This is a genomic window from Streptomyces sp. NPDC005492, assembly GCF_040605995.1.
In the GTDB taxonomy this organism is placed as follows: Bacteria; Actinomycetota; Actinomycetes; order Streptomycetales; family Streptomycetaceae; genus Streptomyces.
Map to the genome: position 1 here is coordinate 251,474 of NZ_JBEXDX010000005.1, position 14,285 is coordinate 265,758.

The following is a 14,285-nucleotide window of genomic DNA, read 5'->3' on the forward strand; positions in this document are numbered from 1 at the left end:
CCACCCCGCCCGTCCGGTCTATTCGTCCGCGTACTCCTCGAACAGGGTCTCCTGCCCGTCCTCCCACCCGTCCTTCGACGCCTCCCGCACCCTCCTGTTCCGCAGGCCGACCACCACGGCCGTCGCCGCCCCGGTCGCCGCGAGCGCCAGCGGGACCATCCAGCCCCGGTTCACCGTGTGGCCGAGCGCCTGGTCCAGGGAGAAGCGGCCCGGCCCGGTGATCGCGAGGCCGGCCGCGGTCAGGGCCAGGGAGGCCGCGTACTCGTAGCCGCCGCCCTGCGCGAAGAAGCCGTTGGGCGCGTGTACGGCGCTCGCGCCGACCATCGCCCCGGCCGCCGCGGCACCCGCCGCCGGAGTCGCCAGGCCCAGCGCGAGGAGCGTGCCGCCACCCGCCTCCGCGAGGCCCGCCATCACGGCGCTCTGCCGGCCGGGGGAGTAGCCCATCGCCTCCATGGCCTCCCCGGTGCCCTCGATCCCGCCGCCGCCGAACCAGCCGAACAGCTTCTGCGAGCCGTGCGCGGCCAGCACACCGCCGGTACCCAGCCGGAGCAGCAGCAGGCCCAGATCACTTCGGTCGTAACAGCTCACGGTGACTCCCGGAACGCTCAGCAGGAACAGGTTCCCCTCCGAGTCCCCACCGTCGCACCGTCGACACCCACGGGGCCTGTTCGGGCCGCCGTTCGGGTGGCGGGTGCCTGGGAACGGTGTGAGTCTGACCGGCATGACGATTCAGACGTCCAAACTCAGCGATCCGGCCGTCCGGGCCTTCGTCGGCGCCGTCAACGCCCATGACCGCGATGCCTTCCTGGCGCTGCTCGCGCCCGGCGCGACGATGGCGGACGACGGCTTGGACCGTGACCTCGCCGAGTGGATCGACCGGGAGATCTTCTCCTCGCACGGCCACATGGAGGTCGACCGGGAGTCGAACGGCGGGCGGGCCCTGGTCGCCCGCTACTCCAACGACGCGTGGGGCGAGATGCGGACGCGGTGGAGTTTCACGGTGGGCGAGGACGGCAGGATCGCGCGCTTCGAGACGGGGCAGGCGTAGAGGTTCTGTCCAGGACCTTGACCTGAAGCGCACTCCAACTCCTAGCGTGCACAGGCATGGAGACGCAGACACACAGGACCCTCGGCCGTACCGGAATCGACGTGAGCGCTCTCGGCTTCGGCTGCTGGGCGATCGGCGGTGAGTGGCAGGACGCGAGCGGGCAGCCGCTGGGCTGGGGCAAGGTCGACGACGAGGAGTCCGTACGGGCGGTCCGGCGCGCCCTGGACCTGGGGGTGACCTTCTTCGACACCGCCGACACCTACGGCGCGGGGCACAGCGAACGCGTCCTCGGCCGCGCGCTCGGCAAGCGCCGGGACGATGTCGTCCTCGCCACCAAGTGGGGCAACGTCTTCGACGAGGAGACCCGCACGCTCACCGGCGCGGACGACTCCCCGGAGTACGCCCGCCGGGCGCTCACGGCGTCGCTGGCGCGCTTGGGCACCGACCACATCGACCTGTACCAACTCCACCTGTCCGACGCGGACGTGTCGCGTGCGGCCCAACTCCGCGACCAGTGCGAGGAGTTCGTGCGGGAGGGGCTGATCCGCGCCTACGCCTGGAGCACCGACGACCCGGCCCGCGCCGCGGTGTTCGCCGAGGGGGAGCACTGCGCGGCCGTGCAGCACGCGGCGAACGTGTTGCAGGACGCGCCCGAGATGTTCGCCCTGTGCGAGGAGCTGGGACTGGCCAGCATCAACCGCAGCCCCCTCGCGATGGGCCTCCTCACCGGAAAGCAGGCCGCGGGCCGGGTGTTGGAGCCCGGCGACATCCGCAACACACCCCCGTCCTGGATGCAGGGCTTCAAACAGAACGCCGGCGCCGACGAGAAGTGGGCCGCCCGAGTGGACGCCCTACGCGAGATCCTCACTTCAGACGGCCGTACGCCGGCACAGGGCGCCCTCGCCTGGCTGTGGGCCCGCAGCCCCCGCACCATCCCGATTCCGGGCTTCCGCTCGGTCCCCCAGGCGGAACAGAACGCGGGCGCGATGGAGAAGGGGCCGCTTACTGCTGGGCAGTTGGCGGAGGTGGAGGGGGTGCTTGGGAGGTAAGGGGTAGGGGGCGGCTGCCCTGGGCCGTACGAGATCGTGGGTGGGATGCCGAAGAGCCGCCCCCCACCCACCAGTCGGCCGAAGCCGACCGGCTGCTCGGGTGGTGGGCGGCCCCTGGAATCCAGGTACGGGTTCAGTACCCCTAGTTGCCCTGCTGTGCGAACTGACCGCCCCTGCTCTGTTCGGTGAGGGTGATCTGGCCGGACTTGATGGTGGCCAGGCGGGGGGCTCGGCGGGCGATCGACGAGTCGTGGGTGACCATGATGAAGGTCAGGCCGTACTCGTGCCAGAGGCCTTCGAGGAGGCCCATGATGTCGTCGCGGGTGCCCTCGTCGAGGTTGCCGGTGGGCTCGTCGGCGAGGAGGACCTTCGGCTTCTTGACCAGCGCGCGGGCGATCGCGACGCGCTGCTGCTGGCCGCCGGAGAGCTCGGAGGGGGCGTGGCGGAGGCGGTCTCCGAGGCCGACCGAGGTGAGGGCCTCGGCCGCGCGCTCGCGACGTTCCGCCGGCTTGACGCCGAGCGGGACCAGGGCCGTCTCGACGTTCTCCTGCGCGGTGAGCGTCGGGATGAGGTTGAAGGACTGGAAGATGATGCCGATCTTCTCGGCCCGCAGCCGGGTCAGCTTGGCCTCGCTGATGGTGGCGAGGTTGACGCCGTCCAGCTCGACACTGCCCTCGGAGGGGCGGTCCAGACCGCCGATCATCTGCAGCAGCGTCGACTTGCCGCCGCCGGTGGGGCCCTGGATGACGAGCTGGTCGCCGTCCTCGATCGTGAGGTCGACGCCGCGCAGCGCCTCGACCGTCTCCTTGCCCCGCGTGTAGCGCTTGGTGACGCCGGTGAGCTTGTACATGGGATCTCCGTCGGATACGTCTGTGAAGAAGAGGGACGGGGCGCCGCCGCCCGGGGGGAGTGGAGGCGGCGCCCCGGATCAAGGGGCAGCGACTAGGAGACGCTGCGCAGGGCGTCCGCCGGACGCATCCGGGAGGCGCGCCAACCGCCCATCGCGCCGGCGATCAGACCGCCGGTGACGGCCAGGCCCACCGCGAGGGCGATGGTGGTCAGCGAGACCGGCGCGTTCAGCGCGATCTCCAGGGTGTTCTGCGTGGCCTGCTGGCCGGGTCCGCCCTGGCCGCCACCGGGACCGCCGCCCTGGCCGCCGCCCGTGGAGCCGAGCTGCGCGGTCAGCTTGGGGCTGATCGCGGTGACCGCGTAGGCCGCCGCGAGGCCGAGGGCGATACCGAGGGCGCCGCCGATCAGACCGTTGACCATGGACTCGCCGACGACCTGCCGGGTCACCTTGCGGCTCGGCCAGCCCAGCGCCTTCAACGTGCCGAACTCACGCACCCGGCGCGACACCGCGGACGAGGTGAGCAGTGCGGCGACCAGGAACGCGGCGATCAGGACCGCGATGGACAGCCACTTGCCGACGCTGGTCGCCAGGTTGGAGGCGGTGGACAGCGAGCCGGAGACGGTGGAGGCGAGGTCGGCGGAGGTGGTGACCGTCGTACCCGAGATGTTCTTCTGGATTGTCGACTTGACGGTCGAGATCTGCTTGGAGTCGGTCGCCTTGACGTAGATCGTGGTGACCTTGTTCTTCGAGTCGCCCAGCGTCTGCGCCTGCTTCAGCGGCAGGTACACGTCGATCGTGGACTCGCTGCTGTTGGGCGTCGCGATGCCGATGACCGTGAACTTGGTGCCGGAGATCGAGAAGGTCGAACCGACCTTGTACTTCTTCGACTTGGCGTACGACTTGCTGACGACCGCGACCTTCGCGTTGGTCTGCGCGGTAGTGAACGTCTTGCCGGTGGTGATCTTCGACGTGGACAGCGGGCCGAGCGCCTGGTTGGTGACGTCGATGCCGGCGACCGAGTACGAGTTGACGTTGAAGTTGGCGCCGCCGCCCTGGACCTGGGGCGCGCCGGTGGAGCCGGTGGAGCCGCCGCCGGGGCCGCCCTGCTGCCCGGAACCGGAGGAACCGGTGGAACCGGAGGTGGTGGAGGACTTCGCCTTGCCCTGCGTGAAGGAGCCGTCGACCTTGGTGACGTTCAGGGTGAGCGCGCCGACCGCGCTGGACACGCCCTTCTGGGAGGCGACCTTGGTGACCAGGGAGGACGCGAGGGCCTGACCGCCCTGCGTGTTCACCCGGTCCGAGCTCTGCGAGCTGCTGCTGCTCGATGTGGCGCCGAACTTGAAGCTGGGACCCTGCGAGCTGCCGGCCTTGGGGGCCGACTGCGCCTTGGTCACGGTCATGTCGGTGCCGAGACCGTAGAGAGACTTGAGGACCTTGTCCTGAGCCTGATTCATGCCGGCCGTCACCGAGTTGACGGTGATGACCAGCGCGATACCGAGCGCCAGACCCATCGCGATGACCAGGGCCGCTTTCTTGCGCCGGCCGAGCTCGCGCTTGAGATAGATGCCAAACATCCCATTCCCCAAAGGTTCTTGGCGCCCGCTGTGGGCGCGGCCACAAGCTATGGAGGAACCTTTGAGTCGACCTGAGTAAAGGATGTGTCGGAGCTGAGAAAAAAACGTCCGGAATCAGAATTTCGTCAGACAGCTCATTCCTAAGCTGTGGAGGGCTTCCTGCCAGGAAACCCCTGTTCAATGGCCTGCTGAAATGGGTTCCAGGTCACCTTTTCGGCGGCCGGTCACGGACCCCGCCGTGCATCGTCCCGGCCCGATTTTGTACGGTCCCGGGATGCGCGATTCCTCTCGGCTCACCCGGCGTGCCGCTCTCGGCCTGACCGCCGCAGTCCTGCCCGTGGCGGCGGCCACGCCCGCGTCCGCGGCCACGGCCACGGCGATAGGCGGTGAGCGTCTGGCCCGCGACGGGATCCAGGTGGGCAGTGCCGCCGGACTGCCCAAGAAGCTCACCGCCCGTTCCTGGCTCATCGCCGACCACCGGACGGGCGAGGTGCTCGCCTCGTACCGCGCGCATCAGCGCCTCGCGCCCGCGTCCACGCTGAAGATGCTGTTCGCCGACACCGTGCTGGGGAAGTTCGAGCCGACCCGGACCTACCGGGCGACCGACGCGGACCTGGCAGACGTCCCGTCGGGCTCCAGCCTCGTCGGCGTCAAGCCCGGAATCCTCTACACCGTCCACCAGCTGTGGCAGGGCGTCTTCCTGCGCTCCGGCAACGATGCCGTGCATGTGCTGGCCCACATGAACGGCGGGATCGCGAAGACGGTCGCCGAGATGCAGGCCAAGGCGGAGGACCTCCAGGCCCTGGACACCCGTGTGGTGAGCCCGGACGGCTTCGACCACCCCGGGCAGGTCTCGTCGGCGTACGACCTCACCCTCTTCGCCCGGCACGGGCTGCACGACGACGACTTCAGCTCCTACTGTTCCACCCGCATCGCGAACTTCCCGGCCGGCGGCAAGAAGACCTTCCAGATCCAGAACACCGACCGCCTGCTCACCGGCGCGTACGGGCTGGGCACGTACCGGGGCATGATCGGTGTGAAGAACGGCTACACCAGCCACGCCGGCAACACCTTCACCGGCGCCGCCACCCGCGACGGCCGCACTCTTCTGGTCACCGTGATGCACCCGGCCAACGGCGGCAACGAGGTCTACAAGGAGGCCGCCGCGCTGCTCGACTGGGGTTTCGGCAGGGGGAGTTCGGCGCCGGCCGTGGGCGTGCTGGTCGATCCGCTGAGCGAGGGCGGGGCGAGCGCGAGTCCGACGCCGTCGGGGGCGGGTGCCAAGGGAGCGCCGGGAGCCACGGGTAGGGCGGCCTCGGGGTCGGGCGGGTCCTCGTCATGGCGGCTGCTGGAAGGCGCGGCGGGGACGGTCGCGGTGCTCGCGGGCGGCGCGTTCGCGCTGCGCAGGCGGCGGGCCGCGGTGGCCGACAGCGGGGAGAAACAGGGGAGTTGAGCTGTGCGACAGCCGTTCCACCGCCCGGTGCGAAACCTCGCGGTCCCATGCGAGGTCCACCCCCACCCGGGCAGTGGAACGGCTGCCGCCTCCCCCCTCGGGATTGGTCTGCGGAAGCTCAGTGCTCCAACTGTGAAGCTTTGGTGGAGAAGAGTTGAGCATAAGTCAGTAAGCGGGCGCAATGGTGTGGACGGTCAAATTCCGCTTGTGCAAATCGACTTACCCGCGCCCCACGTACGGCATCGCGGTCGCCAACACCGTCGCGAACTGCACGTTTGCCCCGAGCGGCAGCTCCGCCATGTGCCGCACCGTGCGCGCCACATCCGCGACATCCATCACCGGTTCCGGGGCTACCACCCCGTTGGCCTGCAACGCCCCGGTCTCCATCCGCCGCGTCATGTCCGTCGCCGCGTTCCCGATGTCGATCTGCCCGACCGCGATCGAGTACGGCCGCCCGTCCAGCGACAGCGACTTGGTGAGTCCCGTCAGCGCGTGCTTGGTCGCCGTGTAGGCCACCGAGTGCGGCCGGGGCGTGTGCGCGGAGATCGACCCGTTGTTGATGATCCGCCCGCCCTGCGGCCTCTGCTCCTTCATCTGCCGGTACGCCGCCTGCGCGCAGAGGAACGCCCCGTTGAGGTTGGTGTCCACCACATGCCGCCACGCGTCGTAGGGCAACTCCTCGACCGGCACCCCACCGGGCCCGAAGGTCCCCGCGTTGTTGAACAGCAGATCCACCCGGCCGAACCGCTCCACCGTCGCCGCGAACAGCGCGGCCACGTCCTCCGGCCGCGCCACATCCGTCCCGACGACGAGTGAGGCGCCCCCGGGCAGCAGCGCTGCCGTCTCCTCCAGCGTCCCGGTGCGGCGGCCGGCCAGCGCCACCGACCAGCTCCCGCGCAGCAGTTCCACGGCGACCGCCCTGCCGATGCCGGAGCCCGCGCCGGTCACCACGGCGATCTTCGATTCCTCTGTGTTCATGGGCCGCAGCCTACGAGTCAGCCCTCGTGCGGGTACCGCACCCCGATCCGCTCCCGCACCGCGTCCAGCGTCCGCATCACCGCGAGCGTGCCCGCAAGCGGCACCAGCGGCGACTCGGTCTCACCGGCCCGCAGCGCCCGCATCACCTCGGCCGCCTCGTGCCGCAGGGTGTTGCGGGGCCCGTCGGCCGGGGCGAGGACGAACTCCTCAGGGTCGCGGCCGTCCCGGTGCAGCACGAACCGCTCGGGGTGGAAGAAGCCGTCCGGTATGTCGATCCGGCCCAGCGAACCGGTCACCGACGCCGACGTCCCCGTACCCCCGGCGATCGAGCAGTGCAGCGCGGCCAGCGCGCCGCTCTCCCAGGAGAACAGGGCCGCGGTCTGGAGATCGGCGCCCTCGGGGGAGAGCACCGCCGACGCCTTGATGTCGGCGGGCTCACCGAGCAGCAGGTGCGCGAACGACACCGGGTACACCCCGAGGTCCAGCAACGCGCCGCCGCCCTGCGCCGGGTCGCGCAGCCGGTGCGACGGCGGGAAGGGGCCCGCCAGCCCGAAGTCGGCCTGGACGGTGCGGACTTCACCGATCGCGCCGTCGTCGACGAGGTCCTTGAGGCGCCGGATCAGCGGATTGCAGTACATCCACATGGCCTCCATCAGGAAGCCACCGCGCTCGCCCGCCAGCGCGACCAGCTCCACGGCCTCGCGGTAGTTCAGGGTGAAGGCCTTCTCGACCAGCACGTTCCTTCCGGCCTCCAGACAGAGACCGGCCGCCGCGCGGTGCGCCGAGTGCGGGGTGGCGACGTAGACGACATCGATGTCCTCGTCGTGCGCCAGCGCGTCCCAGTCGCCGTAGGCCCGTTCGATCCCGAACCGCTCCGCGAACGCCTTCGCCGACGCCTCCGCCCGCGAGGCGACCGCGACCACATCGGCGTCCGGCAGATCCACCAGCGCCGCCGTGAACGCCGCCGCGATCCCGCCGGTCGCCAGGATTCCCCAGCGCACGCTCTCTTCCGTCATTGCGGCCCCACCCTCGCTCACCAGACCATCGGCACCCTGTACGAGCTGAGAGCATAGGTGGCGGATCACCCGGAGAGTCCGGAGACTTCGGAGAGGGAGGGGCACATGCCCGAGCAGGAGGCGCAGGCGCCGAGCACGCCGGGGTCCGTCGTACCGTCGCCCAGGGCGGCCCGCCGCGCCGGTCTCCTGACCGTTCTCGTCCTCGGCGGCCTCACCGCGACGCCCCCGCTGTCGATGGACATGTACCTCCCCTCGCTCCCGGAGGTCACCCGCTCCCTGCACGCCCCAGCCGCGACCGTCCAGCTCACGCTCACCGCCTGCCTCGCCGGCATGGCGCTGGGGCAGTTGGTGGTCGGCCCGATGAGCGACAAGTGGGGCCGCAGACGCCCCCTGCTGACCGGCCTCGTCGTCTACATCCTGGCGACCGCCCTGTGCGCGCTCGCGCCGAACGTGGAGTCGCTGATCGCCTTCCGGCTGGTGCAGGGACTCGCGGGCGCGGCCGGGATAGTGATCGCCCGGGCCGTCGTACGCGACCTGTACGACGGCGTCGCCATGGCCCGCTTCTTCTCCACCCTCATGCTGGTCTCCGGGGTCGCCCCGGTCGTCGCGCCGCTCGTCGGCGGCCAGATCCTCCGGGTGACGGACTGGCGGGGCGTGTTCGTGGTCCTCACCGGCGTGGGCATCGTCCTCACCGCCCTCGTCTGGACCCGCCTCCCCGAAACCCTCGCCCCCGCCGACCGCCACGCGGGCGGCACCACCGAGGCCCTGCGCGCCATGCGCACCCTCCTCGCGGACCTTCCCTTCACCGGCTACATGCTCACCGGCGGCTTCGCCTTCGCCGCCCTCTTCGCCTACATCTCGGCCTCTCCCTTCGTCGTCCAGGAGATCTACGGCGCCTCCCCGCAGACCTTCAGCCTGCTGTTCGGCGTCAACTCGGTCGGGCTGGTCGTGGTGGGCCAGATCAACGGAAAGCTGCTGGTCGGCAGGGTCTCCATGGACAAGGTCCTGGGCGCGGGCCTGGCGGTGGTGGTCGTAGCGGCGACGGCCCTGCTACTCATGGCCACAGGCGCCTTCGGCGAGGTGGGCCTGGCCCCCGTGGCCACCGCGCTCTTCGTCCTGATGTCCGCGATGGGCGTGACCCTCCCCAACGCCCAGACCCTCGCCCTCCTGCGCACCCGGCACTCCGCGGGCTCCGCCTCCGCGCTGCTCGGCACCTCCTCCTTCCTCATCGGCGCGACAGCCTCCCCGCTCGTCGGCATCGCCGGCGAGCACACCGCCGTTCCGATGGCCGTCGTCCAACTGGTGGCCGCACTGGTGGCGGCGGCCTGCTTCATGGGAATGTGCCGTCCTTGGAACGGTTCTTGGAACACGCGTACGACTGTGGAGGGAGTGGGGAGCTGAGCGCCCCGAGACTGCGCATCGACACCCCGGAGCGGGCCGGCCTCGACCCCGAGGAACTCGGTCACCTGGTCCGGGAGGTCCACGACCTCACCACCGGCGACCGGCCCTGGGCGGCGGGCACCGTCGTGGTCGCCGGCCGCGGCCCGGTGATCGCCGTGGAGGAGGCGGCGGGCTGGGCCGTTCGCTACTCCGCCTACGACCCCGAGACCGACACCGGCGTCGAACTGCCGCCCGCCTCCCGTGTCCCGGCCACCGTCGACACCCCCTTCGACCTGGCCTCCCTCACCAAACTCTTCACTTCGGTCGCCGCCATGCAGCAGATCGAGCGGGGCACCCTCGGCATCGACGCCCGCGTCGGCGCCTATCTGCCGGACTTCCGCGCCGCCGCCCGGCACGGCATCACCGTCCGCCAACTCCTCACCCACACCTCGGGCCTGCGCCCCGAACTCCCGCTGTACGACTGTGCCGACGACATCGAACGCCTGTCGATGCTGCGAACGGAGGCCCCGGTGGAGGAGCCCGGCACCTACCTCTACTCGGACCTCAACCTGCTCCTCCTCCAGTACGTCCTGGAACGCATCAGCGGACGCACCCTCGACGTCCTGATCCACGACGGGATCACCCGCCCCCTGGGCATGACCTCCACCGACTTCGGCCCGTGCCCCGGCGCGGCCGCCACCGAGGACCAGCGCAGACCCTGGGCCAAGGCCGACCGGGGCATGCTGCGGGGCGTCGTCCACGACGAGAACGCCTGGGCGCTCGGCGGGGTGGCCGGCCACGCGGGCCTGTTCTCCACCGCCCGCGACCTCGCCGTCTTCTCCCGCACCCTCCTGGCAGGCGGCTCCTACGGCCCCGCCCGGATCCTCGGCGCCGACTACGTGGAACTCCTGCTGACCCCGCCGGGGCTGGGCTTCGGGGTCGATCAGGCGTGGTTCATGGGGGAGTTGGCGGGGCGGGGCGCGGTGGGCCATACCGGGTTCACGGGAACGTCGTTGGTGTTGGACCCGGCGACGGACACGTTCCTGGTCCTGCTGGCGAACACGGTGCATCCGCGGCGACGCGGGGCGGACAGTGGGCCTCGGGCGGCGGCGGGGACGAGGTTGGCGCGGGCGGTACGGGGTTTTTGACGTCCACTCTTCGATGCCCGAGTCGGGTGGTGGGTGGGCATAGGTCCGGGGGTCTGGGGGCGGAGCCCCCAGGGACGCCAACGTAGTTCCCGGCCCACTTAGAATCGGCGGGTGAACGACCCCGTACCCCCGGCCGAAACCCTCCGCACCGCTCTCGCCAAGCTCCTCGACGGCCTCCCGCCCAGGCAGGCCACCGGAGCCGTGGAACGCCTGATCGGCAGCTACCGGGGCGCCACCCCGACCCACGCCCCCATCCTCAGGGACCGCGCGGACGTCATCGCCTACGCCGCCTACCGGATGCCGGCCACCTTCGAGGCCGTCCACTCCGCGCTGGAGGAGTTCGCCGACGCCGTACCCGACTGGACGCCGCAGGGCCACCTCGACATCGGCGGCGGCACCGGCGCGGCGACCTGGGCCGTCACCGCCACCTGGCCCGGCGACCGCCCGGTGACGGTCCTCGACTGGGCCGAACCCGCCCTCACCCTCGGCAAGGAGCTCGCGACCGCCAACCCGGCCCTGCGAAACGCCAGTTGGCAACGCGCGAGGATCGGTTCGGCGCTCACCCTCGACCCCACCGACCTCATCACCGTCTCCTACGTCCTCAACGAACTCACCGCCCCCGACCGGACCGCCCTCGTCGACGCCGCCGCGAGTGCCGCCCAGGCCGTGGTGATCGTGGAGGCCGGCACCCCCGACGGCTACGCCCGCGTCATCGAGGCCCGCGACCGCCTGATCGCCGCCGGCTTCCACATCGCCGCCCCCTGCCCGCACAGCGCGGCCTGCCCGATCGTCCCCGGCGAGGACTGGTGCCACTTCTCGGCCCGGGTCAGCCGCTCCTCCCTGCACCGCCGGGTCAAGGGCGGCTCCCTGCCGTACGAGGACGAGAAGTTCAGCTATGTGGCCGCCGCCCGCTTCCCCGTGACTCCGGCCCCCGCCCGGGTCGTACGACGTCCCCAGATCCGTAAGGGACAGGTGCTCCTCGACCTCTGCGAGAGAGACGAGCAGCTCCGCCGTACGACGGTCACCAAGCGTCACGGCGATCTCTACAAGGCGGCCCGGGACACGGACTGGGGAGACGCCTGGCCGGACAAATCGTGACGATATGGGGTCCTGCCTCCCGGGATGCGGGATGGTGGGACCATAGGGGTAGTTCTCCGCACAACAACCGGGCGGGAACAGCGGGACAAGAGCAGCAAGGTGACAACAGCGGGGCGAGGAGATAGATGAGCGCGACGTTCGGTGGCCGGAGCGGTCGGCAGGGCAAACTCTCCTCGTGGCTGCGTGGACGCCGCCCGCAGGAGGCCCCCGACGGCAGCGGGCGTGAGGCGCTGCTGCTCGCCGCCGCCGGAGCGGGACTGCCGCTCGCGCCCGCCGCGCACCCGGCCCCGGGCTACCGGTGTTCGTGCGACCGGGTGGGCTGCCCCACCCCGGCCCGGCACCCCGTGTCGTTCGCCTGGCAGACGCAGTCCACCACCGACCGGGCGCAGATCGAGCGCTGGGCCCGCCATCAGCCGCAGGCCAACTTCATCACCGCGACCGGCATGGTCAACGACGTCCTGGACGTACCCCTCGAAGCGGGCCGCGAGGCCCTGGAGCGGCTGCTCGCCGCCGGTGTCGAGATCGGCCCCGTCGCCGAGAGCGACGACGGCCGGCTCCTCTTCTTCACCCTCACCCGCGGCACCCCCGAGGACGAGGACGAGTGGTGGCCGTGCGAGCTGGACTGCCACCCCGAGACGATGGACGAGCACCCCGGGCTGCGCTGGCACTGCCGCGGGTCCTACGTCCTCGTACCCCCCGCCCGGCTGCCCGGCGACAACCAGTCGGTGCACTGGGTACGCGGCCCCGAGCATCCCCTGCCCGACCCGCTGACCCTGCTCGAAACCCTCACGGACGCCTGCGCCCGGTACGCCGGCCAGCAGCCCGACCACTCCAACGCGTCCTGGCCCCTCGGCCGCTAGCGGCCTAGCCTCCCTGCGCGGACGTAAGCCCCTCGATCCGCCCCAGCACCGACACCTTGCCGCCCCGCTTCGGGTCCAACGCCACTTCGTTGGAGACCAGTTGGAGGGTGAGGGACTGCTGGACCTCGCCCGTCGTCAGTGCCTGTACGTCCTTGCTCTGGGCCGGCACCGACGTGCCCGCCGCCGCGGTCTCCTTCTGGAAGTAGCGCGTGGTGAAGAACACCAGCGCCCCGCCGTCCGCGGTGCGCAGCGCGAGGGGGGCGTAGTCGCCGCTCGTCAGCGGTTCGTCGAGATACTGGGTGGCCAGGCCGGGCTTGGAGGCGCTCTTCGCCCGGTCCGCACGCCACGAGCTGGTGTGCGCGCCGTCCGCGAAGTCCGTCCCGCCGTTCTTCAGATACGTCACATAGGTCTGGCTCAACTTGCCCGGGGCGACGGCCAGTTCGGCCGAGTTCGCGGGCACGGCCTCGGCCCAGCCGTCCTTGTCGGTCTTGAACTTCGGTACGGCGTCGGGCGCGAGCAGCGTCAGATACGCCACCTGCCAGGGCTCGGCCAGGTCGTCGCGGGTGAACACTAGGATCCAGCGGGCGCCCCCGCCCTTGTTGGCGGCGGTGTCGGCGACGAACCAGCGCGGCCAGCCGGCCTTCTTCGGGATGGTGAACTTCGCGTCCGTCAGCTCCAGCGGGGAGTGACTCGGGTTCCCGGACGGGGAGTTGGCGTGCCCCGCCTTCAGCCGCGCCGCATCGATGTCACCGAGCGCGCCGGTGACATGAGCGGCGTCTAGGGAGCTGTCGTACGCCTTGTCCGCCGCGTTGTACGCGGTAGTGAACTGCTGGAGCGCCTTGGCGGCCTCGGCGCGGGTGGTCGCGGGGAGCACCTCGCGCTCGCCGTGCACCACCACACAACCGCTCGCCGTCAGCGACAAAGCGGTCACCGAGGCTGCTATCAGTACGCGCCGGTCAAGCCTGCGGAGCCTTCGAGGGCCGCGATCCCTGCTCATCAGGTGTCTTCACCTTCCCCTTCCCGGAGGCGAACCCTACCGGGGCGAAGAACAGGGCGAGCGTCGGGATCAGGTACAGCAGCCACACCGTGATCTGCAGGACCGTCGGGTCCGGCTGGAAGTTGAAGACGCCCTTCAGCAGGGTGCCGTACCAACTGTCCGGCGGGATGGTGCCGCTGATGTCGAACGCCAGGTTCATCAACCCCGGGACCCAGTCCGCCTCTTGAAGATCGTGGAAGCCGTAGGCGAGCACACCGGCCGCGACGACGACCAGCATCGCGCCGGTCCAGGTGAAGAACTTGGCGAGGTTGATCTTCAGGGCGCCCCGGTAGAACAGCCAGCCCAGGAACACCGCGGTGGCCAGGCCCAGTGCCACGCCGACCAGCGGACGCGGGGTGCCGTCACTCGCCGCGTGCACCGACGCCCACACGAACAGGGCGGTCTCCAGGCCCTCGCGGCCGACGGCGAGGAACGCGGTGGCGACCAGCGCGCCCGTGCCCATCGCGAGGGCCGCGTCCAGCTTGCCGTGCAGTTCGGTCTTCAGATGCCGGGCGGTGCGCCGCATCCAGAACACCATCCACGTCACCAGCCCGACCGCGACGATCGACAGCGAGCCGCCGAGCGCCTCCTGAGCCTCGAACGTCAGCTCCTGGGAGCCGAATTCGAGCGCGCAGCCGAAGCCCATCGCGATGAGCACCGCGACGCCGATGCCGATCCAGATCGGCTTCAGGGCGTCCCGCCGGTCCGTCTTGACCAGATAGGCGATCAGGATGCAGACGACGAGGCTGGCCTCCAGCCCCTCGCGCAGACCGATCAGATAGTTGGAGAACACGC

14 protein-coding genes are annotated in these 14,285 nt (G+C 70.9%); 7 read left to right on the forward strand and 7 right to left on the reverse strand.

The genetic code is table 11. From position 1 onward, the window contains the following. Positions 1 to 18 precede the first annotated feature (18 nt). Positions 19 to 588: a DoxX family membrane protein gene (locus ABZT04_RS10025; protein WP_356054981.1), complete on the reverse strand. Its 570-nt coding sequence runs from the start codon at positions 586 to 588 to the stop codon at positions 19 to 21. A 133-nt stretch (positions 589 to 721) separates the two neighbouring features. Between ABZT04_RS10025 and ABZT04_RS10030 the strand changes: the two genes are divergently transcribed. Both ABZT04_RS10030 and ABZT04_RS10035 read left to right on the forward strand, forming a co-directional pair. After that, on the forward strand, positions 722 to 1,048 hold the full coding sequence (locus ABZT04_RS10030) for a nuclear transport factor 2 family protein (RefSeq protein ID WP_355909318.1): 327 nt from the start codon (positions 722 to 724) through the stop codon (positions 1,046 to 1,048). 56 nt (positions 1,049 to 1,104) lie between these two features. Then, positions 1,105 to 2,097, forward strand: coding sequence for an aldo/keto reductase (locus tag ABZT04_RS10035; protein WP_356054983.1), 993 nt, complete (start codon positions 1,105 to 1,107; stop codon positions 2,095 to 2,097). Between the two features lie 142 nt (positions 2,098 to 2,239). On the opposite strand, the gene ABZT04_RS10040 is transcribed toward ABZT04_RS10035, so the two are convergent. Together ABZT04_RS10040 and ABZT04_RS10045 are read right to left on the reverse strand one after the other, a co-directional pair. Further along, on the reverse strand, positions 2,240 to 2,947 hold the full coding sequence (locus ABZT04_RS10040; protein ID WP_356054985.1) for an ABC transporter ATP-binding protein: 708 nt from the start codon (positions 2,945 to 2,947) through the stop codon (positions 2,240 to 2,242). Positions 2,948 to 3,039: 92 nt separating this feature from the next. Further along, positions 3,040 to 4,521, reverse strand: a complete 1,482-nt coding sequence (locus ABZT04_RS10045; RefSeq protein ID WP_356054987.1) for an FtsX-like permease family protein — start codon at positions 4,519 to 4,521, stop codon at positions 3,040 to 3,042. Positions 4,522 to 4,795: 274 nt separating this feature from the next. Here ABZT04_RS10045 and ABZT04_RS10050 point away from each other — a divergent pair, with 274 nt between their 5' ends. After that, complete coding sequence (locus ABZT04_RS10050) at positions 4,796 to 5,974, forward strand: D-alanyl-D-alanine carboxypeptidase (protein WP_356054989.1); 1,179 nt, start codon at positions 4,796 to 4,798, stop codon at positions 5,972 to 5,974. A gap of 219 nt (positions 5,975 to 6,193) precedes the next feature. On the opposite strand, the gene ABZT04_RS10055 is transcribed toward ABZT04_RS10050, so the two are convergent. Together ABZT04_RS10055 and ABZT04_RS10060 are read right to left on the reverse strand one after the other, a co-directional pair. After that, the gene (locus ABZT04_RS10055) at positions 6,194 to 6,952 is read right to left on the reverse strand and encodes an SDR family oxidoreductase (protein ID WP_356054991.1); all 759 of its coding nucleotides are present in this window, start codon (positions 6,950 to 6,952) and stop codon (positions 6,194 to 6,196) included. A gap of 17 nt (positions 6,953 to 6,969) precedes the next feature. Continuing rightward, complete coding sequence (locus tag ABZT04_RS10060; RefSeq protein ID WP_356054993.1) at positions 6,970 to 7,968, reverse strand: Gfo/Idh/MocA family oxidoreductase; 999 nt, start codon at positions 7,966 to 7,968, stop codon at positions 6,970 to 6,972. A 105-nt stretch (positions 7,969 to 8,073) separates the two neighbouring features. On the opposite strand from ABZT04_RS10060, the gene ABZT04_RS10065 reads away from it, so the two are divergent. From ABZT04_RS10065 to ABZT04_RS10080, 4 genes are all read left to right on the forward strand, one after another. Further along, positions 8,074 to 9,369, forward strand: coding sequence for a multidrug effflux MFS transporter (locus ABZT04_RS10065; protein ID WP_356054995.1), 1,296 nt, complete (start codon positions 8,074 to 8,076; stop codon positions 9,367 to 9,369). Beyond that, positions 9,309 to 10,496: a serine hydrolase domain-containing protein gene (locus ABZT04_RS10070; RefSeq protein WP_356054997.1), complete on the forward strand. Its 1,188-nt coding sequence runs from the start codon at positions 9,309 to 9,311 to the stop codon at positions 10,494 to 10,496. Before ABZT04_RS10065 ends, ABZT04_RS10070 begins: the two co-directional genes overlap by 61 nt. A 111-nt stretch (positions 10,497 to 10,607) precedes the next feature. After that, positions 10,608 to 11,594, forward strand: coding sequence for a small ribosomal subunit Rsm22 family protein (locus ABZT04_RS10075; RefSeq protein ID WP_356054999.1), 987 nt, complete (start codon positions 10,608 to 10,610; stop codon positions 11,592 to 11,594). 125 nt (positions 11,595 to 11,719) lie between these two features. Continuing rightward, complete coding sequence (locus tag ABZT04_RS10080; protein WP_356055001.1) at positions 11,720 to 12,454, forward strand: bifunctional DNA primase/polymerase; 735 nt, start codon at positions 11,720 to 11,722, stop codon at positions 12,452 to 12,454. Between the two features lie 4 nt (positions 12,455 to 12,458). On the opposite strand, the gene ABZT04_RS10085 is transcribed toward ABZT04_RS10080, so the two are convergent. Together ABZT04_RS10085 and efeU are read right to left on the reverse strand one after the other, a co-directional pair. Next, positions 12,459 to 13,451: a hypothetical protein gene (locus ABZT04_RS10085; RefSeq protein WP_356055003.1), complete on the reverse strand. Its 993-nt coding sequence runs from the start codon at positions 13,449 to 13,451 to the stop codon at positions 12,459 to 12,461. After that, entirely contained in the window at positions 13,411 to 14,283 is an 873-nt protein-coding gene (gene efeU, locus ABZT04_RS10090; protein ID WP_356055005.1) for an iron uptake transporter permease EfeU, read from the reverse strand. The genes ABZT04_RS10085 and efeU overlap by 41 nt, the downstream gene beginning before the upstream one ends. Between the last annotated feature and the right edge of the window lie 2 nt (positions 14,284 to 14,285).

Bases quoted from the DNA above. Each gene is read 5' to 3' on its own strand.
- ABZT04_RS10055 (WP_356054991.1), bottom strand. From the start codon at position 6,952: ATGAACACAGAGGAATCGAAGATCGCCGTGGTGACCGGCGCGGGCTCC.
- ABZT04_RS10085 (WP_356055003.1), bottom strand. From the start codon at position 13,451: ATGAGCAGGGATCGCGGCCCTCGAAGGCTCCGCAGGCTTGACCGGCGC.
- ABZT04_RS10045 (WP_356054987.1), bottom strand. From the start codon at position 4,521: ATGTTTGGCATCTATCTCAAGCGCGAGCTCGGCCGGCGCAAGAAAGCG.
- ABZT04_RS10035 (WP_356054983.1), top strand. From the start codon at position 1,105: ATGGAGACGCAGACACACAGGACCCTCGGCCGTACCGGAATCGACGTG.
- ABZT04_RS10080 (WP_356055001.1), top strand. From the start codon at position 11,720: ATGAGCGCGACGTTCGGTGGCCGGAGCGGTCGGCAGGGCAAACTCTCC.
- ABZT04_RS10060 (WP_356054993.1), bottom strand. From the start codon at position 7,968: ATGACGGAAGAGAGCGTGCGCTGGGGAATCCTGGCGACCGGCGGGATC.
- ABZT04_RS10030 (WP_355909318.1), top strand. From the start codon at position 722: ATGACGATTCAGACGTCCAAACTCAGCGATCCGGCCGTCCGGGCCTTC.
- ABZT04_RS10050 (WP_356054989.1), top strand. From the start codon at position 4,796: ATGCGCGATTCCTCTCGGCTCACCCGGCGTGCCGCTCTCGGCCTGACC.
- ABZT04_RS10065 (WP_356054995.1), top strand. From the start codon at position 8,074: ATGCCCGAGCAGGAGGCGCAGGCGCCGAGCACGCCGGGGTCCGTCGTA.
- ABZT04_RS10040 (WP_356054985.1), bottom strand. From the start codon at position 2,947: ATGTACAAGCTCACCGGCGTCACCAAGCGCTACACGCGGGGCAAGGAG.